The organism is Halovivax gelatinilyticus (assembly GCF_024300625.1).
In the GTDB taxonomy this organism is placed as follows: Archaea; Halobacteriota; Halobacteria; order Halobacteriales; family Natrialbaceae; genus Halovivax; species Halovivax gelatinilyticus.
On sequence record NZ_CP101322.1, the window covers coordinates 761,754 to 784,432 of the forward strand.

A 22,679-nucleotide genomic window follows, 5' to 3' on the forward strand; every position below is an offset into this window, starting at 1 on the left:
CGAGGAAACTGGCGCGAAAAAGTAACCGGTAGTGGACGGTTAGTAGCTGTCGTCGATCAGGGCGTCGACTTGGTCTGCGCGGTCCTCGTCGGTGACGATCTTCGAGAGCGTCCACTCGAGCTGGTCGAGGACGGCCTCGAAGCCCTCGTCGGTGAGTTCGTACTGGTTCGTGCGCTTGTCGAGTTCGCTCTTTTCGATCAGACCGAGATCGACGAGTTCGTCCAGGTTCGGGTAGAGCCGACCGTGGTTGACCTCGGTGTCGTAGTACGACTCGAGTTCGCGCTTGATGGCCAGTCCGTACATGGCCTCCGTCGAGAGGATGGTCAGAATGTTGTTCTGGAATGCGGTGAGATCGCGGGCTGTGCGTCCGTCGTCGTTGATTGATTGTGCCTCTGACATAGTTTGGGTAATGTCACCGATCTATTTAACCCTTTCTTACGGGTTAGGCGTGCAGTTCGGTGGGTACCGCCGAGACACCCGCGATATCACCAGCTTCGGACGATCCGCTGGGCGACAGCGCAGATGTCGTCCGTGTAATATCCAACGTTATTACGAAAGTACTTTTTGATCGACCACGGATACTCCGATGGATGACGAATCTCTGGGAAGACCTGGAAACCGGACCGAACCCGCCAGAAACGATCTACGCCGTGATCGAGTGTCTGAAAGGCGAGCGAAACAAGTACGAGTACGACAAGGACGTCCCCGGCGTCGTCTTAGACCGCGTCTTGCACTCGAACGTCCACTACCCCTCTGACTACGGCTTCATCCCGCAGAGTTACTACGACGACGAGGACCCGTTCGACGTACTCGTTCTCGTCGAAGACGCGACCTTCCCGGGCTGTATCATCGAAGCCCGCCCGGTCGCACTCATGCGAATGGACGACGACGGCGAACAGGACGATAAGGTCATCGCGGTCCCGACCGAAGATCCCCGGTTCGATCACATCGAAGACGTAGAAGACATCCCCCAGCAGACCCGCGAGGAGATCGACGAGTTCTTCGCGACCTACAAGAACTTAGAGGCCGGCAAAGAAGTCGAAACGCTCGGCTGGGAGGATCGTCAGGCCGCCTACGACGCGATCGAACACGCCCAGGACCTCTACGCCGAACACTTCGGGTAGCCTCCTACGATTCTTCGACGAACGTACACGCGATCAGTGACGCCACAGCCAGCGCGGGCGAAGCTCACTCGGAAACGGTCGACGTCGATGTCTCGTCGTCGAAGGGAGCCGTCGACGCCGGCAATCGTAACTCGACGATCGTCCCGCGCGGTTCGTTCTCGGCGAACTGGAGTTCACCCCCGGCCTGGGTGACCACCCAATCGACCAGCCAGAGGCCGAGCCCGCTCGCGTGTCTGAGTTGCGTGATCTCTCGCTCTTCTTCGAGCAACTGTCGTTCCTCGTCGGGAATACCCGGCCCGTCGTCCGCGATCGTGATCGCGATCGGTTCGTCAGCCCCCGCCGCTTCGATCGAGACCGAGATGCCGGGAACGTCACGGTCCGAGTGTTCGACTGCATTTTCGAGGACGTTGTATATCGCCTCCGTCAACAGGTCGTCCGCCCGAACGTGGGCGCGTGCCGGTAGCGAACGGTCGACGTCGACCGATCCGTACTGATCGACCACGCGCCCGATCGCCGCCTCCGTCGCGTCGACGGCGTCAACCGGCCCGGACGCCAGCGCACCGCGATCGAGCGTCCGCTCGACGACGCGCGTTTTCGCCGCGAGGCTGATGAGTTCGTCCGTTCGCGCGCTGATCGCCTTCGAATACTGCTCGGCCTCTTCGTCGTCGGCCAACGCGGCGAGTCGTTCGGCGCTCCCTTCGATGATGTTCATCCCGTTTCGTAAGTCGTGTCGCAGCACCCGGTTTAGCACTTCGACGCGTTTTTGTCGCTGTTTTTGCTCGGTGATGTCGGTGTAGACACCGAAGGCGTACTTTCCGCCGTCTTCGACCTCGAACGGGACGACGCGAAGCATGAAATCTCTGAGACCGTCGGTCGTTCGCCGCTTGACTTCCGTCTCGATGACCTCGCCCGCCTCGCTCCGACTGTTGATCGCCCGGGCCTCGTCGCGTCGTTCGGGCCCCGTGATGTACTCGTCGATCGGCTCGCCTTCGAGCGTCTCGAGGTCGAACCCGAACGTCTCTTCGAACGCCGAGTTCATGTCCTCGACGATGAACTCGTTACCGACGTGCGGCCCGGCGACGACGGCGTCGGGAACGTTCTCGAAGAGGACGGCAAAGCGGTCTCGCTCGGCGACGAGCTGGGCCTCGAACGCGAGCCGGTCGAGGGCGTCGACGACGTGGCTGATCAGGAGTTCGGCGAGTTCTTCGTCCCGTTCGTCGAACGCATCGTACTCGGTCGATATCGCCTGGAACACGCCGTACTCGCCGATCGGAACGCTCAATCCCGACTTGAATCCCTCATCCTGCGGTTTCGCCTCCGCCGACCCGGGAACGTCGTTCACCCGGAACGTCCGTCCCTCGGTGTAGGTCCGTCCGCCGAGCCCCTCGTCAAGCGACCGACGCGTCTGGAACTGATCCGGATCGATGCCGGACGAGAGAGTGTGCAGTTCGAGGACGGAATCGACGACCTCGCTCACCACGCAGAGGTCGAACTGTAAGACACCTTCTGCGACCTCGACAGTCTCCTCGTAAATGTCCGCTCTGGTCTCACACGCCTCGAGCCGGGAGACGACCTCGTGGAGGTTGGTAATCTTGGTCTGGTGATCGAGCAACGCCTGTTGCATCGCCGCTCGGTCGCTGACGTCCCTGACGATACCGACGGTCCCCATCGCCTCCGCGTCGTCGGCCACTTTCGTCGTCACCTCACACGGTATCGTCTCGCCACCCGCCGTCTCGAGGAGAATTTCGGTCGTCAGCGTGGTGTCGCGCGGATCCGCACCGTCGCACGCTGCGACGAATTCCGACGCCGATCCGGTAACGACCGCGAGCGCTCGCTCGTTGGCGTCTGACGGGAACACCGCGGACGCGTGTGCGTCGAGAAGCGCCTCCCGCTCGCACCCGGTCATCGACAGCAAGGTGTCGTTGACCGTGGTAAACCGGCCAGCGTCGTCCAGCGCGTAGACGCCGTCGCCGACCGTTTCGACGATCGTTTTCGCCCGGCGAAGTTCGCGATCACGATCGACCCGTTCGAGCGCGACGGCAGCGGTCGCCGCCAGGACGTCGGCGAGGTGGTACTCGACCTGCCCGAACGAGGTATCGGCCGTCGACCCGATCGTCAGGAGGCCCCGCTCCCCGATCGGCATGCAGATGACGGTCCCGATGGCGACCTCGAGGTCGTACGGGAGATCCACGTCGTCGATCGATTCCACGACGATCGACTCACCCCGGTCGAAGGCGTCCCAGAGCGTCCCGTCCCCCTTCCCGATGGTCGTCCCTTCCACTGATGGCCCGACATCTGCAGAAACGGCCCCGAGAGTCAGCGCTTCCCGCGTCGAGTCGTATAACCGAACGGATGCGCGGGCGCGGTCGACAACGTTCGTCACCGCTTCGACGACGATATCCGCGATCTCCTCGTCCGACCTGGCGCGCATCAACCGGTGCGTGGTCGACTGTAACGCCTCTAGGGTATCCGATCGGCGGACTTCGTCGGTGACCTCCTGGGCGAACGAGAGGATGCCGGTTACGTCGCCCGATTCGTCTTTGATCGGGCTGTTATGCCACTCACAGACGCAGATCGAGCCGTCGCTTCGGACGTTTCGTCCGAGTTCGCGATCGCTCTCGCCCGTCTCGACCAGGCGCTTCCAGTGATCGAGGACGGCCTCGCGGTCGCGCGGTGGGACCATTATCTCGATCGCCGGTTCGCCGATCACCTCCGAGGCGGCGTAACCGAACAGTTCCTCCGCGGCGTCGTTCCACCGCACCGCTTCGTAGGAGAGGTCCCACTCGATGATCGCGAGCGGCGCCTGATCGACGACCATATCCGACCACGTCGGCGAGTACGTCGCCGTATCGCGCCGACTCCCCGTCGCCGGAGAACGGCGCTCATCGGCCGAAAGCGCGTCGAGCAACCGCTCGCCCAACAGGTCGTCGGCCTCGACCAGCGGAACGTAGCCGTCGGCCCCCGCAGCGATCGAACGACCCGCGAGCGATTCGCTTCCGTCGGCCGGACAGAGTACGACGGGCGTACCGGACGCGTGTTCGCTGACGAGTCGACAGCAGTCGATCGGCGTGGCGTCTTCGAATCCGGATCCGACCACCACGCAGTCTACACCCACCAACCGCTCGCGACAGGCGGCCACCGAGTAACACCGTTCGACCTCGAACGGCGAATCCGCCCCCTCGATCCCGAGCGCCGGCGTGCCAGCCGGCGCGACGTGCAACACTGAGATAGAATCTGACATTCGTCGATCCTCGTTCCCGTCCCTGTCTCGCAAGATGGATCTACCCCCTCATTAACCTTTTAGCTGTACCGAATAGACCGTCAGTCCTGTCCGACCGAGCGAAAAGGCTCACTCGAACGCGCGGAGGACGCCCTGGCCGTCGGTCGGACCGACGTGATCCAGCGTCGCCCGCTCGGGGTGTGGCATCATGACCGCGACGGTCTCGCGCTCGCCGAGGACGCCGGCGACGTTGTGTGCGGAGCCGTTCGGGTTCGCCTCCTCGGTGACGGCGCCGTCCGCATCGCAGTAGCGAAAGAGGACGCGATCATCCGCCTCGATCTCTTCGAGGCGGTCCGCGTCGATCTCGTAGCGCCCCTCGCCGTGGGCGATCGGAATGTGGACGACGTCTCCCTCGTCGTAGGCCGCCGTCCACGGGGTATCGGCGCGCTCGACGCGGAGGTGAACGGGCTCACACTGGAATCGGGCGCTCTCGTTCGTCGTGAAGACGCCGTCGGTGAGTCCCGACTCACAGCCGATCTGCGCGCCGTTGCAGATGCCAAGAACCGGCACGCCGTCGGCCGCACGCGCGGTGACCTCGTCGATGATCGGCGACTGGGCGGCCATCGCCCCGGCGCGGAGGTAGTCGCCGTAGGAGAACCCGCCCGGGAGCACGATTCCGGTCGTCTCGGCCGGAAGCCCGTCTTCGTGCCAGACGATCTCGGCGTCGATTCCGAGGTGGGCTAGTGCGCGCGCCGCGTCGCGATCGCAGTTCGACCCGCCGAATCGGACGATGGAGACGGTCATCGTTCCTCGACGGTGACCTCGTAGTCGTGGATGGTCGGATTCGCGAGCAATCGTTCGGCCATCTCGTCGGCCCGGGACGCGGCCGCCTCGGCGTCGGCCGCCTCGAGGTCGATCTCGAACCGGTCGGCCGATCGAAGCGCCTCGAGGTCGAAATCGAGTCGCTCGAGCGCCCGCTTCGTCGTCTCGGCTTCGGGGTCGAGGACGCCGTGCTTCAGACGCACGGTCACCGTCGCAGTATACGCCGTCATTACCTGAAGGCGAGCGAGCGGGCTCAAAAACGCTTTCGTCTCGCGGGCGCGGCCCACGGCGACGAGCGAGTACCCCGCTTACAGTCGACTCACGGCGCCGATCGCCGTCGAAAGCGACGGCGCGGAGAAGAAGTCGACGCCGGTGTAGGCGTTCGTCCCCGCACAGTACATGTCGCGAGCGGTCTCGACGACGTCCGCCGCGAGCGGTTCGGGATCTCGCTCACAGAGAGACTTCCAGTCGGCCCGGTCCTCTCGCTCGGCGGTCGCCTTCGCCTCCTCGACCGCGTCGACCCACTCGGGCTGGGTGCGCTTGTGGTACTGACGGATGACCTCCTTCGAGAGCTGGGTTCCCTCGTAGCCGAATCTGTTCTCGTCGAACGTGCCCACGACGTCGGCGACGCGGACCTCGCCGTCGTAGTAGAGACACTCGATCTTGCCGTCCTGGTGATCGAGGTTCGCCGTTTCGGCCTGCGCGGTTACGTGGCGATTCACCGCGCGGGCGATCTCGTCTAACTCGTCGATCGACGCGACGCCGGCGATCGCGCCGGCTTCATCGCGCGTGAGATACCGATCGGACTCCTCGTACTTCGTCGAGAACTCGACGATCGGCGTCTCGAGGTCGACCGGCTCGTCGGGCCAGTCGTCGAACGGGAGATCGTGATCGGTCGGATCGGTTCGTCGCCGGAGACTCGACCCGACGGGAACCTCGTTGCGAAAGATGATCTCGAGCGGAATCAGGTAGTTCTCGCCCGCCTCGGCGTGGTAGGCGTCGTAATCGTAGGTTCGACCCTCGTTCGGCAGGGCCGGCACCCGCGTCAGGTCGATCGCCATCTCCCGCGGCGGCGACGAGGTTTCCTCGAGCGAGACGACTCGCCCGTCTTCGACGACACCCCGGTAGTGCGTCGGAACGCCGGCTTCTTCCAGTATCTCGAAGTTGAACGCGCCCATGGTACAGAGACTCGCGCCTTTCTGCGGAATCGTATCGGGCATCTTCCCCCAGTCGAAGACCGAGTAATCGTCGGTAAAGACGAACGAGCCGCGGCCGAGTTCGTCCGCGGTAGCCGCTTCCTCGATGCGAAATTCCTTGACGCTCGTCACGCGCGACACCCCGCCAGTTCGGGTCCGGCTGCGTCCATACCGTAGGGTCTGTGTGGCGCCCCCAAGAAGGTTTCAGTCCGCGCCGCGATCTCGGCGAGTGCCCGGACCGACCGCCAGTTCCGAGACGATCACTGCCGATCGACGTGATGTCACGGCGGGAGCGTTACACCGAAATGGGGGGTTGACCGACGACAGCCGAGTGCGGATGTCGCTATCACCACGTTTTTCTCCCGGGGAAGCCTCGACTCGGTCGATGGCCGAGCCAGCGAGCGACGTTCCACGCGCAGACGATCTCGAGTACGACTGCCTTCCCGAGACCGACCAGTCGTTCGAGAACGCGCTGGCGAAGGCCCACGACGGCGAGCGTCTCACCGTCGACGATGCGATCGAACTCCTGACGACCGGAACCGACGTCGAGGGGATCGACCCCGGTCGGAAAGAGCGCGTGCTCCGGGCCGCCGACCACCGCCGGCAGGATGTCGTCGGCGACGAGGTGACGTTCGTCGCCAACCTCAACAACAACGTCACGACCGCCTGTAACGTCGGCTGCCTGTTCTGTAATTTCAAAGACGCCGCCCACACGTTCGAGACCGCAAACGAGCGATCGGCCGAAGTGCCCGGGTTCACGAAGACGCCGGCCGAGAGTCGAGAGATCGTCACCGACGCCGTCACTCGCGGCATCTACGAGGTGTGTTCGGTTTCCGGGCTCCACCCCGCGTTCGCGCTCGACGACGAGCACCGCGAGGTCCTAGACGGCTACGCGAACGAAGATCCGAAGGCGGCCTATCGGCGATCCAACTACAAGACGCCGGACACCTACGCGGTCGATCCCGGCACCTACGTCGAACAGGTGGCCGCGATGGCCGTCGACGACGTCCACGTCCACTCGATGACGCCGGAAGAGGCCGCCCACGCCCGCCGGGGAACCGAGTGGTCCTACGAGGAGGTCTACCGCCGCCTCCGGGACGCCGGACTCGACACCGTTCCAGGTACCGCCGCGGAAATCCTGGTCGACGAGGTGCGCGAGGTGATCTGTCCCGGCAAGATCGACACGCAGGGATGGCTCGACGCGATGGAAGCCGCGGCTTCGGTCGGGCTCGGACTCACCGCGACCATCATGTACGGCCACGTCGAGAACGAAGCCCACCGCGCCCACCACCTGAAGGCGGTGCGCGACCTGCAAGCGCGCGTCGACGGCGCCATCACGGAGTTCGTCCCGCTCTCGTTCGTCCACCAGAATACGCCGCTGTACGAACACGGCGTCGTCTCGGGCGGTGCGAGCCGGGCCGAGGACGAGCTGATGATCGCCGTCTCGCGGCTCTTTCTCGACAACGTCGACCACATTCAGTCCTCCTGGGTGAAGTACGGCGACGAGGGTGGGCTGAAGATGCTCACCTGCGGCGCTGACGACTTCATGGGGACGATCCTTTCAGAAGAGATTACCAAACGCGCCGGCGGCGAGTTCGGCGAGTTCCGCTCGTTCGAAGACTACGTCGATCTCATCACCTCGATCGGCCGGATCCCCGTCGAACGATCGACGGATTACGAGCGGCGACGGGTCATCGACCCCGACGAATCGCCGATCGGCCCCCGACTCGGGCCGAAGGCAGACGGAACACCGCTTCTGGCCGAGGAATCGAACCCGCTACCGAACGATTGAAGTGATCGAGACTCCCTCGTGAGGTACGGCGACGACCCCCATAACATATCTGTTATGTGTGCCACATTCGGTACGCTTTTACGCGATCACGGAAACACTAGACGTATGTCACTGACTGCGACGTCCGCCGTGGGCCACGACGAGCGGGCCACGCTGAAGCTGCTGGCGCTCTCGGGCGGGCTCGGAGGGGATGTCAAGCTCTCCTGTGCCGACCTCGCCGAGCGGCTCGACGCGTCGAACCAGACCGCGTCGAGACGACTCCAGCGTCTGGAGAGTTCCGGGCTGATCGAGCGCGATACGGTGAGCGACGGGCAGTGGATCGCCATCACCGACGAGGGCGAGCGCGAACTCCGGACGGCCTACGAAGAGTACCGGCGAATCTTCGAGACGGCCCCACAGGTCGACCTCGACGGGACCGTCACGAGCGGGATGGGCGAAGGCCGCCACTACATCTCACTTCCCGGCTACCAGCGCCAGTTCGAGGATCGGCTCGGCTACGACCCGTTCCCGGGAACGCTCAACGTCGAACTCCGCGATGAGGCGGTTCCGCGACGGCGCGCGATGGAGGCCGTCGAACCGATCCCGATCGACGGCTGGGAGGACGACGACCGGACCTACGGCCCGGCGGTCTGTCACCCCGCGACGATCGAGACCGCAGACGGGGAGACGGCGGCGGTCCACACCATCGCCCCGGAGCGAACCCACCACGACGACGATCAACTGGAGGTTATCGCCCCGGAAAAACTCCGAGACGCCCTCGACCTCACCGACGGCGACCACGTGACCATCCACGTCGGGGCCCACTGATATGTCCGGCTATCAGTCCGCGTCCGGCGCGCTCGAACACGCGATCGACGCCTTCGCTAGCGGCGACCCCGTCTGCGTTCACGACGCCGCCGACCGCGAGGGCGAGACGGACCTGATCTACCCCGCAGACGCCGTGACGACCGACGCCGTCTCGCGGCTGCGAAACGACGCGGGTGGACTCGTCTGCGTCGCCCTCGACTACGAGGTCGCCGAGGCGTTCGACCTTCCCTTCTACACCGACGCCGTCGACCACCCCGCCACGAACGCCCACGACCTCGGCTACGACGAGCGCTCGTCGTTCTCGCTCACCGTCAACCACCGCGACACCTACACCGGCATCACCGACGCCGATCGATCGCTGACCATCCGCGAACTCGCCGCGGCCGCACGCGAACCCGGCACCATCTCCTTCGGCGATCGATTTCGCGTTCCCGGCCACGTCCACCTCCTCAAGGGCGCGCCGGACGGTCTCTCCCAGCGCGAGGGCCACACCGAACTCGGCCTCGCGCTCGCCGACGCGGCCGGCGCCGACCCGGCGGTCGTCGTCTGCGAGATGCTCGACGACGCGACCGGCGGCGCGCTCACCCCCGGCGACGCACGCGCCTACGCCGCTCGACACGACTTCGTCTACCTCGAAGGACGCGAGATCGTCGACGGGCTTCGGTGACCGGCCAGCGAGCGTCAACTCTCAGGTTTGTCGAACAGCACAGCAACCCCCGGGGCACAACACGAACACTTAGTAGACACCTCTGCCACCCAGTAGGCATGGGATTCGACGACATGGACGTCGACACGATATGGATGGATGGCGAGTTCGTCGACTGGGAGGACGCCCAGATCCACGTTCTCACGCACGGACTCCACTACGGCACCGGCGTCTTCGAGGGTGCGCGCTGCTACGAAACCGAGCGCGGACCGGCGATCTTTCGCTGGCCCGAACACCTCGATCGACTCTACGCGTCGGCTGCGCCCTACGAGATGGAGATCGACCACGAGCCCGAGGAACTCACCGAGGCCACGCTCGAACTCATCCGTCGCCAGGACCTGTCGTCGTGTTACATTCGCCCGATCGCGTTCTACGGCTACGAGTCACTCGGCGTCAGCCCCGGCGACTGCCCGACGCGCACCGCCATCGCCGTCTGGCCGTGGGGCACCTACCTCGGCGAGGACGCCCTGGAGGAGGGCATCGACGTGATGGTCTCGTCCTGGCGCAAACACGCCTCGAGCCAGATCCCCACCAACGCGAAGACCACCGGCCTCTACGTCAACAGCCTGCTCGCCGGCGAGGAAGCCCGTCGCAACGGCTTCGCCGAGGCGATCGTCCTCAACAAAGAGGGCCACGTCGCCGAAGGCCCCGGCGAGAACATCTTCCTCGTCCGCGACGGCGACCTCTACACGCCCGGGCTCTCTCAGTCCATCCTCGACGGCATCACCCGCGAGACAATCATCACGCTCGCGCGCGACCTGGGCTACACCGTCTACGATCAGGCGACCATCTCTAGGGGCGAACTCAACACCGCCGACGAACTCTTCTTCACCGGCTCGGCCGCCGAGGTCACGCCGATCAGACGCGTCGACAACGTCGAAATCGGCGACGGCACCCGCGGACCCGTCACCGAGGAGATCCAATCGAAATTCTTCGAGGTCGTCGAACGCCGAACCGACGACTACGACGAGTGGTTCACCTACGCATAGACAACGAACTTTTTCGCTGCAACCTTTTTCGCTGCGCTCGTGTCGCGGCGAGAGCGCACGGCGCTCTACGCCGCGCCGACGCTCGGAAAAACGTTGATGAAAAGCGCTCCTCGCTCCCGGTGGTCACTCGTCGGCCCGCTCACTCACGTCGTTCGTTCGCGGTGGTTTCTCATCTATGCCAGCCCTTCCCCGGATCACGTCCTCGGCGCTTCGCGTCAAGAGACGCTCACGGCCATCGAACTCGGTTATTTGATACCGAGCTTAGTTTGTGGCCGTGAACACGCTCGCCGAAATTCGGCGAGCGTGTGATCCGGGGAAAGGCTGGGTTGTGAAGTAGTGGCTCAACCGCGAGCAACGGACGTTGCGAGCGGGCCAAGGAATCCCTCGAAGCCGCGACGAAGTCGCGGCTGAGGGGGTGACGCCGTGCTTTTCATCGAAGTTTTTCCGAGTGCGGTCGCAGAAGCGACCGCACGCAGAGAAAAAGTTCGGTTCTAGTCGTCGTCCGTCCGTTCGGTGCGGCCCTCGTCGATGACGTCGATTGGGATGCCGGCGTCGGCGTCTCGGTTGCGGTCGGCGTCGCCAAAGCCGGCACTCAGGACGCGCGTGAGGGCGTCTTCGACGTCCTCGTCGATTTCGGTTAGGCGAGCGGAGTCAACTTCGATGACGAACCCGGTGGTGATGTTCGGCGAGGTCGGGAGAAAGAGCACTTCACGGTCGTCTTCGGTCGTTTTTCCGGTTCGAAACGCCGTCATTCTGAGCCCGTCCCACACCTCGAGTTTGACCGGTTCCTGCAGGCTGTCCTGTTCGCCGAACGCGGTTTCTGCGGCCATCTTCGAGGCGTTGTAGACGACGCGGAGGCCGGGGAGTCGGTTGGCGAGGTCGTCGAGGATTCGTTCGACGAGGCCGCCGACCGTGGTCCGCATCAGGTAGCCGACCGCGAAGATCAGGATGACGAGCACGGTGAGCGTGATGAGGACCCGGAGCAAGCCGGCCAGGCGCTGGGCCGCGTCCGTCTCGCCGAGGATGCCTTCGAGAAATTCATCGGTGAGGATGAACGTCGGCGTCAGCGACGAGACGAGGCCGTAGAGCCAGAGGAGGACGAAGAGGGTGACCAGAATCGGCCCGAGGACGACGAGGCCGCTTGCGAAGTCTCGCTTCCACGAGGTCATGATCGATCACTCACACCCGGCCCCTATGAGCGTGTTCATTTTGTGTCGTGTCGATGGCTACGGGATGAACGGGTACGAATCGGTTGCGGAGCGCTCGAGCGCGATCTATGCGCTCGATACCGTCGGCGAACCGTATCTACCGTCCGAGGACCGCCCGAAGGGCGAAGAAGAGGTTCTCCTTGCGCTCGCGGACGCGTCGCCAGAAGTACGAGAGCCACTTGCCGCCGTACGGTGCGTACTGCCAGACCTCGTAGCCCTCCGCGGCGAGGTCGTACTGGGCGTCCTCGCGAACCCCCATGAGCATCTGCACCTCGAAGTCGGTCCCGTGTTCGTCGTGGAGCTCCTTCGCGAGGTCGATCATCTCGGGGTCGTGGCTTCCGATGGCGATACCGCCGTCGTACTCGGCAAATGCGTACTCGAGGAGGTCGCGATAGGCCTCGTTGACTCGTCCCTTGTCGGTGTAAGCGACGGACGCGGGCTCGTCGTAGGCGCCCTTGACGAACCGGACCTTTCCGGGAACGTCGGCGAGTCGTTCGACGTCGTCGCGCGTGCGTTTCAGGTTGGCCTGGACGCAGACGCCCACGCCGCCGTCGTGTTCGCGCGCGAGGTCGGTGAAGACGTCGAGCGTCACGTCGGTCGTGGTGTAATCTTCCATGTCGATCCAGACGAAGACGTCGCGGTCGGCGGCGTGCTCAGTGACGTCCGTCACCAGGGTGCGGAAGGCGTCGGCGCCCAGGTCGAGGCCGAGCTGGGAGGGTTTGATCGAGATGCACGCGTCGAGGTCGGCCTCGGCGATCTCGTCGACCAGATGGCGATAGGTTGCGGCGTCTTCTTCGGCCGGATCCGGTTCGTCGTAGTGCTCTCCGAGCAGGTTCAAGATGACCGAAACGTCGCGCCCGTTCAACTCGCGGGCGTGATCGAGCGCGGCGTCGGAACTCTCGCCGGCGACGAACCGGCGAGCGATCGGCGGAAGCATACTCAACCCATCGGAGCCCGGATATATGTGCGTTGATGATCCGGACCGTCGTGGCCGGTAGCGAAAGCTACCCCTACTCGGCCGGCGGTCCCGATCGAAAGTGAATGCGATTAAGAGGGGAGCGTCCGTTCGATCGATCGATAATGGGAGTGTTCACGACGATCGTCGTCGCGTTCTGGTTGATGTTACCCGCGTACGTACCGAACAACGCCGCGGTGCTGGCCGGCGGGGGCCGACCGATCGACGGCGGTCGGACCTGGAACGGAAAGCGCGTCCTCGGCGACGGAAAGACCTGGCGGGGAACGCTCGTCGGCACGGCCGTCGGCGCGGCGCTGGCGCTCGTCCTGAACGCGGTCGCCGGCGACGTCGGGCCCGCGGTCGGCGTCGACCTCCCGACGTTCCCCGTGGCCGTCGTCGTCGCGCTTCCGTTCGGGGCGATGTGCGGCGACATCGCCGCGTCGTTTCTAAAGCGCCGGACCGGCCGCCGGCGCGGCGCGCCGTTTCCGGTCGTCGACCAGCTCGACTTCGTCGTCCTGGCGCTGGCGTTCGCGTTCGTCGCCGCGCCGACGTGGTTCTCCGAGCAGTTTACGCTGGGCGTGCTCGCGGTCGTCTTCGTATTGACACCGATATTACACGTCGGGACGAACGCCATCGCGTACGCACTCGGGCTCAAAGACGAACCGTACTGAACTCCCTCGCACTCCGGATTAGCGATCGGTGGCGGGCGGTTGCGATCGACCGACCGTCCACCTGTCCGCCAATTCCAAATTGCTTATCTCGATGGACCGTGCCCGTTCGAGCATGGTCACTCAGGAACTCATCGGCGCGTTGCGGGCGGCCGAGGCCGTGAAATTCGGCGAGTTCGAACTCTCACACGGCGGGACGAGCGAGTACTACGTCGATAAGTACCTCTTCGAGACGGATCCGGCGTGTCTGTCGGCGATCGCCGAGGCGTTCGCCGAGCGAGTCGACGCGGACGAGAAACTCTGCGGGGTCGCCCTCGGCGGCGTTCCGCTGGCGGCCGCGACGAGCGTCGTCGCAGGCGTCCCGTACGTCATCGCGCGCAAGCAACGAAAGGAGTACGGCACGGGTAACCAGATCGAAGGCCGGCTCGAGGAGGGCGAGGAGGTCGTCGTGGTCGAGGACATCGTCACGACGGGGACGAGCCTCGTCGACGCCGTCGAGGCCGTTAGAGCCGCCGGGGCGACGGTCGAACGCGCCCTCGTGGTCGTGGACCGAGAGGAAGGCGGCCGCGAGGCGATCGAGCAAGCGGGCGTCGAGATGGAGGCCCTGGTGACGGCGAGCGAACTGCTCGAAGACGCCGACCGCCAGTGACGGGACGTGAGCTCGGGTGACAATCCAGCTCGATGGGGCCGTACCATCAAAACGTTTTTATCCCGGTCGGGGTTAGGCGTAGTCACGATGGTAGGTGTCCGTTTTACAGGGCGACCCGCCCGCTTCTAATCCACCTACCGTGCGCTGTATCTCGACGGAAATACGGCGAGCGGCGTGTGCGGACACCGACGCGAGCTTCTCACCGAAGTACCACCAGCCATGTCAGAATCAGAATCACAGTCACAGATAGCGGTCGTACTGCCCGACGGATCCGAACTCTCGGTCGACGCCGACGCCACGGTCGAAGACTGCGCCTACGAGATCGGCCCCGGCCTCGGCCGGGACACGGTCGCCGGGAAACTCGACGGCGACCTCGTCGCCAAAGAGGCGCCCGTCTACGAGGGGGCGAACCTCGAAATCGTCACCGTACAGTCCGACGAGTACGTAGACGTCATGCGCCACTCGGCGTCACACTGTCTCGCCCAGGCCGTCACGCGCCTGTTCGGCGAGGACGTCAAACTCGCGATCGGCCCGCCGACGGACGACGGCTTCTACTACGACTTCGACGACCTCGACGTCGACGAGTCAGACCTTCCGGACCTCGAGGCCGAGATCGAAGAGATCGTCGAGGCGGACTACGAGATCGAACGCGAGGTGGTCTCGGTGGAAGAAGCCGAGCAACGACTCGCCGACGAGCCGTACAAACTCGAGCTTCTCGCCGAGTTCGCCGACGAGGACGCGACGGTCACGTTCTACCGACAGGGCGAGTGGGCGGACCTCTGTGCCGGTCCGCACGTCGACTCCACGGGCGATATCGGCGCCGTCGAGTTGCTGGAGATCGCGGGCGCCTACTGGCGCGGCGACGAGGAGAATCCGATGCAGACGCGGATCTACGGGACGGCCTTCGAGAGTGAAAGCGATCTGGAGGCATACCTGGAGCGTCGCGAGGAGGCCAAAGAGCGCGATCACCGAAAGATCGGCCGCGAGATGAACCTCTTTTCGATCCAGGAGGTGACGGGCCCGGGACTCCCGCTGTATCACCCGCCGGGCAAGACGATCCTGCGCGAACTCTCTCGGTTCGTCGAGTCGATCAACGACGACGCCGACTACGAGTACGTCGAGACGCCACACCTGTTCAAGACCGACCTCTGGAAGCAGTCGGGTCACTACGACAACTACGTCGACGACATGTTCATCTTCGACGTCGGCGACGACGAGTTCGGCTTGAAACCGATGAACTGTCCGGGCCACGCGTCGATCTTCGAAGACCACTCCTGGAGCTACCGCGACCTGCCCGTCCGCTACGCCGAAAACGGGAAGGTCTACCGCAAGGAACAGCGCGGCGAGCTCTCGGGCATCTCGCGCGTCTGGGCGTTCACGATCGACGACGGACACCTCTTCGTCAGACCCGACCAGATCGAAGCCGAGGTCGAGGCGATCATGGACGCCATCGACGAGGTGCTGACGACGTTCGATCTCGACTACGAGGTCGCGCTGGCGACGCGTCCCGAGAAATCCGTCGGTAGCGACGAGATCTGGGAGCGCGCCGAGGCCCAACTCGAGTCGGTTCTCGAATCGCGAGAGATAGACTACGAACTCGAAGCCGGTGACGGGGCGTTCTACGGGCCGAAGATCGACTTCTCGTTCGAAGACGCCATCGGTCGAAGCTGGGACGGCCCGACGGTGCAACTCGATTTCAACATGCCCGAACGGTTCGAGCTCTCCTACGTCGGCGAGGACAACGAGTCCCACCAGCCGGTGATGATCCACCGCGCGCTCTACGGCAGTTACGAGCGGTTCTTCATGATGCTCATCGAGCACTACGAGGGCAACTTCCCACTCTGGCTCTCTCCCGAACAGGTTCGAGTGCTTCCCATCTCCGACGATAACCGCGAGTACGCAGAAGAGATCGCCGACGCGTTCTCAGACTTCCGCGTCGAGGTCGACACGAGCGACGCCACGCTCGGCCGGAAGATCCGGGCGGCCCACGACGACCGGGTTCCCTACCAGATCATCGTCGGCGACGACGAGCAAGCCGACGGGACGATCTCCGTTCGTGATCGCTTCGAAGACCAGGAGTACGACGTCGCGGTGGATACGTTTCTGACCCACCTCGAAGCCGAACGCGACGAGAAACGTAACGAACCCGACTTCTTGCAGTCGTAGGGCCCGTCGGTCGGTTCTCGACTGACTTTCGGTTATCGAACGATCGTGACCGGCACCGGCGACCGCCGGGCGACGGTCTCGGCGACGCTTCCGAGGAGAATCCGTCTGGCCCCGGTTCGTCCGTGACTGCCGATCACGACGTGGTCGACGTCGTGTTCCTCGACGTAATCGATGATCGACCGCGAGACGCTGCCGATGACGTGGTCGGTCCTGATGTCGACCCCGGCGTCCGCGGCTCGATCGCTCGCTTCGCGAAGGAGGTTCTCCGCGCGCTCGTTCTGGTGGTCGATGATCGCGTCGTAGTTCGCCATCGCTCCGCCTTCCATCCCGGTCGCCGCGTAGAAGTCGCTCGGATCGATGACGTGTACCGCCGTGATCGTCGAGTCGGGGTGTGCTTCGATCGCGAAATCGAGCGCGTCGGTCGATCGCTGCGAGTCGTCGTACGGGACGAGGACGTGCTGAGCCATGCACAAATTTTCGACGGCCGGGAGGATAAACGCACGGTTCGTGTCCACAGTCTGCACACCCGGTGATCGAATCCGATCGTTCCCGGGTCGGTGCCGGTCGGCGAGTACCCTCGGTGCACTACCCACTGTCGGTTACGGCCGCGAAAAATGTGCGGTCGATCAGTCGCTGTTGGTCGAGGGTCTGACCTTCTCGGTTCCCTTGCCGCGGTTGTAGAGGCCGCGGTTGGACTTGCCGGCGTTGGTCAGTCCGCGGAAGGCGCGGTTCTTGTGGTCGTCGCCGCAGATCCAGTTCAGGTCGTCGTCGTTCTCGATCGCCGGGTGCTCCGGGTCCACGAGGATCACTTCGAACCACTTCTGCGAGCCGTCCTCACCGACCCAGTAGCTGCCCAGTACGCGGAGGTTGGGGTACTTCCGGGAGACGCGCTCTTCGCCGATGCGCTGGATGTTCTTGCGGCGGCCGATGCGGTTTACGCCCTGGCGCTTCGTCCGCCGTCCGGCGGTAAAGCGCTCTTTCCGGGCGGTTCCCTTTCGGACCGAGACCCGCGTGAGGACGATGCCCTGTTTTGCCTTGTAGCCGAGTTCACGGGCCTTGTCCAGGCGCGTCGGTCGGTCGATGCGCTCGATAGCGCCCTGTTTGCGCCACTCCTGTTTGCGTTGCCACTGGAGTTCCCCGAGTTTGCCGTCGCCGGGGTTCTTCCAGGCCTCCTTGATGTGAGAGTAGAAGCTTCGTGCCATGTGTATCACCGCGGGCGTCTCCTGGTTCAGACCGGACGAGTCGTCTCGTGCGGTCCACATTCCGACCCGTGACTGGCGTCGAACGGGTGCCCGCTGGTGCCCGCCGTCCAGCGTAGCTACCGGTACTACCCAGCGTCGTTTCATAAGGCCTTCGAAGCGTCGACGACGCCGGCGAACGAGGGGTATCGAGCGTCAGAATCGATCCCGACGATAGCTGCGGGGCGAGGAGCGATTCGGGGCAACGAACGCTACCGCGAGCAGCCCCGCGAGCGCGAACAGGCCGAACGCCGGGTGGACGAGCTGGGAGAGGACGATCGCGAACGGAATCGCGAAGACGACGATCCGGAACGGCGTCACCACCGCGGAGAGATACCTGTCGGAAAGCCAGTCTCCAATCGACCGATCGGACGCCTCGCGTCGAGCACTGCTCGCCGTCACGGCGAGGACGGCGACGAGCGAGAGGGCGATCGACACCTTCGCGATCGACGGCGAGACGGACGGTCCTGCCCAGCGGGCGCCGTAGACGATCGCCAGGCCCAGACCGACGCCGACGCAGCCGACGACGCCGGTCGTGCCGGCACGCGCAGCGAGGGGATCCGAGGCGTACCCATCCGGTCCGACTGTCCGGTGGACGTCGAGGGCGTTCGTTCCGAGATCCCAGACGAGAAGCGTAGCCGCGATCCCGACGAGTACGCCGATCGGGGCGAGTCCGGCGGTCGCCGAGAGGATCGTCCCGGCGAACAGCGAGGCGGCCGCGACGCCGACCAATCGCGACCGCCACCGCTCGCCCGCGGCCATCGCGAGCAGCCGCGGTGCGTGGAGCCAGCTGGCGACGAAACCGATCCACGCGGCGACGATCAACGCCCACGTGATAGCCGACGTCGTCCCGCCGGTCGCGAGGCGGTCGCCGCCGAGGATGGCAACCGGAACGACCGCACCACCGGACATCGAGGCGAACGTTCGCAACGGCACCGGTTCGAGTCGGTGACGGACGGCCGGGGCGATGGCCACCGCGACGGACGCGAGCACCACCCCGACGATGACGGCGAGTAACGCCGCGATCACCACACCGCTCGTCAACACCGCGGCGACGGCCCGGCCGACCGGACCGATCGCCTCGAACCCCGAGTCGATCGCCGCCCGCAGTCCCGGAACGTACCAGACGACGACGTAGAACCCGATCACCCAGTAGATCGATTCGTTCCACTCGCGCACCCACTCTACGAGATCCCTGATCGACGGGACGTCCAGTCCGAGGCGTCGACACGTCCGCCTCGCCGTATCGCTACCGGCGATCGAGAAGAGCGCAAGCAGCGTGAGCACTTGAATCGTTATCAGTGCGATCGAGGGCGTTCGACTGGCGAGCGAGATCGTCTCACGAATCCCATCCCAGTAGAGGGCGAGCGGTCGCCCATCGAGGACGAGCGCCGCGATCGGCGTCGCGATCGCCGCGGCGAGCGTCGCGTCACGCGCGGTCTCGCCGAGCGCCGATCGACAGGACTCCGCCGGCAGGAGGGCAACGCCCGCGGCCGTTACGGTGACCGCCGCCGCGGCAACGATTCCGACGGCTCGATAGGGGCCCACGTCGACAGCCGGTAATCCGGCGGCGGTTCCGGCCAGTACGGCGATCCAGACGCTGCCGGCAACCCCGGCGAGTCCGGCAACTGTCGTGATACCGCCGAGTGCGCGGTCTCGAATCGAATACGTCGCGATCAGGCAACACCCGCCGACGATCCCCAGCCCCGACACAACTGCCACCGCGACTGGCACCACCGCGCCAGCGCCGTATCCGAGGCCGAGAACGACCAGCACGGCGAACGCGACCAGAAGCGGCGATCGGCCCGGCGGGGCGTACAGTGCGTGGCCGGGGTCGTCGGTCACGCCGACCACCCCCGCGACGCCCGATCCAGTGCGACGTGAAGCGACTCCGTCGGCGACCACGCGACGACGCGTACGCCCGCGCTCCGAAGCGTCGAAATCCGGTCGTCCCGGACAACGGTCTGGACGGTTCCGCCGAGGGAGTCGGGGACGACCGAGGGAGAGACGACGGTCACGTCGTGGCCGAACGCCGCGAACCGCCGGGCGGCCTCGACCGGACCGTCGTCGAGCAGCGGCGAAAAGAGGACGATCTGTTTCTCGTCGGCCAGGTGGCGACAGCACCGGTCGACGTCATCAGCGCCGGCCGAGAGCCAGTTCGAGTACCCGAACGTGTCGTCCCACTCGCCGTCGAGAAATCGTCGGATACGGGCCCGCTGTGGCCTGCCGCTACACGGGCGTAGATAGTGACCGCTGCCGCCGAACCAGGCGACGCCAACCTGGTTATTCTCGACGAGCAACCGCGTCGCGAGGTGGCGTACTCCCCGCCGGCTCAACTCGATCGCCGTCGCTTCGCCCGCTCGTCGGCGCGAGGCGGCGGCCGACCGGGCGTCGACGAGACAGACCACCCGCACCGCCTGCTCCTGGCGGAACTCGATCGTCGCGAGTTCGCCCGTCCGGGCGAGTCGCGTCCAGTCGATGCGGTTCATCGGGTCTGTCGGCTGGTGGGCACGAATTGCGTGGAACTCGACGCCTTCGCCGCCGGCCTCGCCGTCGATTCGCCCCGTGTACTGGATCGTCTCCCCGCCGATGGGGACGGTCTCGACGAGGTCGGCACAGTCGATTTCGCTCTCGATCGGGTACGTTTCGACGACCGCTGCGCCGCCAGAAACCGTCGCCGAACGGGCGGTGACCTCGCCGAACTCGTAGGAGCCACGCCTCGCCGTTACCGCGTACTCGATCGTCTCGGTCTCGCCGGGCGACAGCGAGACGCCGGCCCGCGTCGACCCATCGACGACCAGTCCGTCGGGCGGACTGTCGGCGACGCGAACGTCCGGGAGGACCGTCGAACCCTCGTTTCGAACCGTGAGGCGAACCGAAACCGATTCGCCCGGTCTCGGCTGGGTCGGCGTAACCGTCCGCTCGACGGCTAGGGACGACGCGGGTGCGTCGCCGAGGCTCGCGTAGGCCGCGTACGTGAGACCGACGGCCGAGGCGGCGAAAACCGTCAACAGTTCGAGCACGATCCCCGCACCGATACAGACCGTGGCGACGGCGAGCCCGGCCCAGTACCGGTGTCGACGGCTCATCGGTTCACCTCGGGGTTCACTGATTCTGGCGTACTCGCCGTCGACCGCGAGCCGGCGGCCTCGCCATCATCCGCCGAATCCGCATCCGTCCAGCGTGAATAGGCGACCGACGGGTCGTAGCCACCGGACGGGCCGGCGGAACGATCGGCCGAATCCCGTCTGCCGGTCGAGGCGATACCGTCGCGCGGTCCGTCCCCAACGGGCCCGTGCTCCGGCGCCGCGTCGAGTCGCGCTATCGTGTCGATCGTCGCGCGCAGCATCCGTTCGTAGCGCCGACCGACGAGCCAGTCTCGATATCGAACGGAACGCGAACGGTGGTCGACCTCGCCGAGGAAGGTCGCCGCCCGCGGATCCTCGGTCCAGGTTCCCTCGCGTAGCAACTCGTCGATCGTCGAGTTCGACCGGTCTCCCGTCTCGCCCAGTTTCGTCTCGACGGCGGTGCGTACGTCGTCTTCGATCCGTCGGCGAGCCGTGCGCGGGACGTCCGACGATTCGCGCAGAGCCCGATCGATGCGGGCACCGACAATGTTGCTGGACGGAGGCGGGATCGGTCGTCCGTGGCGCTCGGTCAGTCCGTTCGTCGCCGCGTCGGGCGATCCGACGACCGATGGGACGAACCCCTGTTGCACCCAGATGGCGAGCCCGAGGACGATCGTCACCAGCCCCACGCCGGTGACGACGAGGGGCGTAACGAACGCGGGTGTCGAATCGGTCGGGTTGACAAGCAGGGCTATCGCGGCGAGTATCGCACCGGTCGCGAAGACGAGCACGAGTCGTCTCACTGTCGATCACCGCCGGTTTCCTCGCGGATCCGCTGGTAGGCGGCGCGCGCCCGTTCCAGCTGCGCGGCCGTTTCGGACGCTCCACCGTAGCGCACGCGTTCGAACGTCTCCGTGAGGGTGATTACGGCGTCTTCGGGCATGCCGGCGTCGACGGCGGCGACGGCGCACTCGCGGGGCGTTCTGACCGACGCGCGGCGGAGCGAAAGCGAGGCGACGATCCGTTCCCAGGCCGCCGCGACCGACTCGGGTTCTCTTGGCGGCTCCGCCGACGGCGTCGGTTGCGATTCGTTCGATCGCTCCGTTCGCCTCGTCGGTCCGGTGGCAGATCGGGTTCGATCGGTCCGCGAATTCCACCCGAACGAAGGCCACCGGAGTGAGAGACGCCAGAGTCCGCTCACGGACGGAAGTGACGGGAGTCTGATCGACGCACCCGTGGCTCGAAGCGACCGCCACCCGTGACCGACTCCGCGGGCAGCAGTGGCCCCCAACTCGGCCACGCCCGAACCGACCGTCGTCCCGTACCGTGCCGCGGCGATCGTCGCGAACATGGTCGCTTGCGGCAGTCGCTGAATGCGGAGCGCGAGCCGCGCTGATCGCCGATCCGGCAGGTCCGCCGCCGTAATCCCGTCAGCGCGGGTGGGATCGGTCCGTTCCCACACCCGGCCGCTTACCAGCAGGCTCACGCCGAGTAAGGCGATCAACCCGACTACCTCTACCAGGAACGCTCCAAATAACGTACTTCCGGCGCCACCGTCATCCGCCGTCTCGTCAGCATCCGTACCGGTCTCGTTCCCGTCAGTCGAGCGATCGTCCGTCGTTCCGTCGCTGTCGCTCGAATCATCGACACCATCCGCGGCGTCGCTCGAGGCGCCTCCGTCGTCGCTCGGATCATCCGCGGCGGCGTCCGGGTCGTCAGAGCCGTCCGACCCCTCGCCGTGTCCGTCGTCAGTCGTCGCATCCTCGTCGGAACCGACCGGACCGTCCGTTCTGTCACCCGTCTCGACGGCGCCACCGTCCATTCCGGCGGCCGGAAAGAGCGCCGCCCCCACGACGATCGCGACGAGACAGAGAGCCAGCACGACGAGCGGTCGATCCTGTATCACGCTGAAACGTGCAACTCGCCCGATATATTTATTTGTATCGGGTTAGCGGCGTTCTCCGAACGTCACACGGCTGGGAAAGGAAGGGGTGCGAAAGTCCAAGTCGATTCGCTGTGGCTCGAATAGACACAAACGGGTGTGACCACCGCTCGCGACTACGAGTCGACG

Annotated in this window: 21 protein-coding genes; 8 read left to right on the top strand and 13 right to left on the bottom strand. The window is 65.4% G+C overall.

The window, feature by feature from the left end:
• Nucleotides 1–39 precede the first annotated feature (39 nt).
• Nucleotides 40–399, bottom strand: a complete 360-nt coding sequence (locus NKH31_RS03710; protein WP_254863795.1) for a PadR family transcriptional regulator — start codon at nt 397–399, stop codon at nt 40–42.
• Between the two features lie 191 nt (nt 400–590).
• Here NKH31_RS03710 and NKH31_RS03715 point away from each other — a divergent pair, with 191 nt between their 5' ends.
• Complete coding sequence (locus NKH31_RS03715; protein ID WP_254863796.1) at nt 591–1,124, top strand: inorganic diphosphatase; 534 nt, start codon at nt 591–593, stop codon at nt 1,122–1,124.
• 64 nt (nt 1,125–1,188) lie between these two features.
• Here the strand turns inward: NKH31_RS03715 and NKH31_RS03720 are convergent, their stop codons facing one another.
• The 4 genes from NKH31_RS03720 to NKH31_RS03735 form a co-directional block, all read right to left on the bottom strand.
• On the bottom strand, nt 1,189–4,365 hold the full coding sequence (locus NKH31_RS03720; protein ID WP_254863797.1) for a PAS domain S-box protein: 3,177 nt from the start codon (nt 4,363–4,365) through the stop codon (nt 1,189–1,191).
• Nucleotides 4,366–4,473: 108 nt separating this feature from the next.
• Nucleotides 4,474–5,148 carry a phosphoribosylformylglycinamidine synthase I gene (purQ, locus tag NKH31_RS03725; RefSeq protein WP_254863798.1) on the bottom strand — a complete coding sequence of 225 codons (675 nt, stop codon included), beginning with the start codon at nt 5,146–5,148 and terminating at the stop codon, nt 4,474–4,476.
• On the bottom strand, nt 5,145–5,396 hold the full coding sequence (gene purS / locus NKH31_RS03730) for a phosphoribosylformylglycinamidine synthase subunit PurS (protein ID WP_254863799.1): 252 nt from the start codon (nt 5,394–5,396) through the stop codon (nt 5,145–5,147). The genes purQ and purS overlap by 4 nt, the downstream gene beginning before the upstream one ends.
• A gap of 78 nt (nt 5,397–5,474) precedes the next feature.
• Nucleotides 5,475–6,494, bottom strand: a complete 1,020-nt coding sequence (locus NKH31_RS03735) for a phosphoribosylaminoimidazolesuccinocarboxamide synthase (RefSeq protein WP_254863800.1) — start codon at nt 6,492–6,494, stop codon at nt 5,475–5,477.
• Between the two features lie 253 nt (nt 6,495–6,747).
• Here NKH31_RS03735 and cofH point away from each other — a divergent pair, with 253 nt between their 5' ends.
• The 4 genes from cofH (at nt 6,748) to NKH31_RS03755 (ending at nt 10,656) form a co-directional block, all read left to right on the top strand.
• On the top strand, nt 6,748–8,154 hold the full coding sequence (gene cofH / locus NKH31_RS03740) for a 7,8-didemethyl-8-hydroxy-5-deazariboflavin synthase subunit CofH (protein ID WP_254863801.1): 1,407 nt from the start codon (nt 6,748–6,750) through the stop codon (nt 8,152–8,154).
• 105 nt (nt 8,155–8,259) lie between these two features.
• Nucleotides 8,260–8,961 (top strand): DUF120 domain-containing protein, encoded by a 702-nt coding sequence (locus NKH31_RS03745; RefSeq protein ID WP_254863802.1) that lies wholly within the window; start codon nt 8,260–8,262, stop codon nt 8,959–8,961.
• A 1-nt stretch (nt 8,962) separates the two neighbouring features.
• Entirely contained in the window at nt 8,963–9,628 is a 666-nt protein-coding gene (gene ribB, locus NKH31_RS03750) for a 3,4-dihydroxy-2-butanone-4-phosphate synthase (RefSeq protein WP_254863803.1), read from the top strand.
• Nucleotides 9,629–9,726: 98 nt separating this feature from the next.
• Nucleotides 9,727–10,656, top strand: a complete 930-nt coding sequence (locus tag NKH31_RS03755) for a branched-chain amino acid transaminase (RefSeq protein ID WP_254863804.1) — start codon at nt 9,727–9,729, stop codon at nt 10,654–10,656.
• Between the two features lie 491 nt (nt 10,657–11,147).
• Here NKH31_RS03755 and NKH31_RS03760 read toward each other — a convergent pair whose 3' ends face one another.
• Both NKH31_RS03760 and NKH31_RS03765 read right to left on the bottom strand, forming a co-directional pair.
• Nucleotides 11,148–11,825, bottom strand: coding sequence for a DUF502 domain-containing protein (locus NKH31_RS03760; RefSeq protein WP_254863805.1), 678 nt, complete (start codon nt 11,823–11,825; stop codon nt 11,148–11,150).
• A 136-nt stretch (nt 11,826–11,961) separates the two neighbouring features.
• On the bottom strand, nt 11,962–12,801 hold the full coding sequence (locus NKH31_RS03765; protein ID WP_254863806.1) for a proline dehydrogenase family protein: 840 nt from the start codon (nt 12,799–12,801) through the stop codon (nt 11,962–11,964).
• Nucleotides 12,802–12,944: 143 nt separating this feature from the next.
• Here NKH31_RS03765 and NKH31_RS03770 point away from each other — a divergent pair, with 143 nt between their 5' ends.
• The 3 genes from NKH31_RS03770 to thrS all read left to right on the top strand — a co-directional run bounded on the left by NKH31_RS03770 (nt 12,945) and on the right by thrS (nt 16,302).
• Nucleotides 12,945–13,490 (top strand): CDP-2,3-bis-(O-geranylgeranyl)-sn-glycerol synthase, encoded by a 546-nt coding sequence (locus tag NKH31_RS03770; protein WP_254863807.1) that lies wholly within the window; start codon nt 12,945–12,947, stop codon nt 13,488–13,490.
• A 112-nt stretch (nt 13,491–13,602) separates the two neighbouring features.
• Nucleotides 13,603–14,136, top strand: coding sequence for an orotate phosphoribosyltransferase (gene pyrE / locus NKH31_RS03775; protein ID WP_254863808.1), 534 nt, complete (start codon nt 13,603–13,605; stop codon nt 14,134–14,136).
• A gap of 219 nt (nt 14,137–14,355) precedes the next feature.
• Entirely contained in the window at nt 14,356–16,302 is a 1,947-nt protein-coding gene (thrS, locus tag NKH31_RS03780; RefSeq protein ID WP_254863809.1) for a threonine--tRNA ligase, read from the top strand.
• Nucleotides 16,303–16,334: 32 nt separating this feature from the next.
• Here the strand turns inward: thrS and NKH31_RS03785 are convergent, their stop codons facing one another.
• The 6 genes from NKH31_RS03785 to NKH31_RS03810 form a co-directional block, all read right to left on the bottom strand.
• Nucleotides 16,335–16,769 (bottom strand): universal stress protein, encoded by a 435-nt coding sequence (locus NKH31_RS03785; RefSeq protein WP_254863810.1) that lies wholly within the window; start codon nt 16,767–16,769, stop codon nt 16,335–16,337.
• A gap of 159 nt (nt 16,770–16,928) precedes the next feature.
• Nucleotides 16,929–17,504, bottom strand: a complete 576-nt coding sequence (locus NKH31_RS03790; protein WP_254863811.1) for a 50S ribosomal protein L15e — start codon at nt 17,502–17,504, stop codon at nt 16,929–16,931.
• Nucleotides 17,505–17,696: 192 nt separating this feature from the next.
• On the bottom strand, nt 17,697–19,385 hold the full coding sequence (locus tag NKH31_RS03795; protein WP_254863812.1) for a DUF7519 family protein: 1,689 nt from the start codon (nt 19,383–19,385) through the stop codon (nt 17,697–17,699).
• Nucleotides 19,382–20,629: a DUF58 domain-containing protein gene (locus tag NKH31_RS03800; RefSeq protein WP_254863813.1), complete on the bottom strand. Its 1,248-nt coding sequence runs from the start codon at nt 20,627–20,629 to the stop codon at nt 19,382–19,384. Before NKH31_RS03800 ends, NKH31_RS03795 begins: the two co-directional genes overlap by 4 nt.
• Entirely contained in the window at nt 20,626–21,411 is a 786-nt protein-coding gene (locus NKH31_RS03805; RefSeq protein ID WP_254863814.1) for a DUF7269 family protein, read from the bottom strand. Before NKH31_RS03805 ends, NKH31_RS03800 begins: the two co-directional genes overlap by 4 nt.
• Nucleotides 21,408–22,514 carry a DUF4129 domain-containing protein gene (locus NKH31_RS03810; protein WP_254863815.1) on the bottom strand — a complete coding sequence of 369 codons (1,107 nt, stop codon included), beginning with the start codon at nt 22,512–22,514 and terminating at the stop codon, nt 21,408–21,410. The genes NKH31_RS03805 and NKH31_RS03810 overlap by 4 nt, the downstream gene beginning before the upstream one ends.
• Between the last annotated feature and the right edge of the window lie 165 nt (nt 22,515–22,679).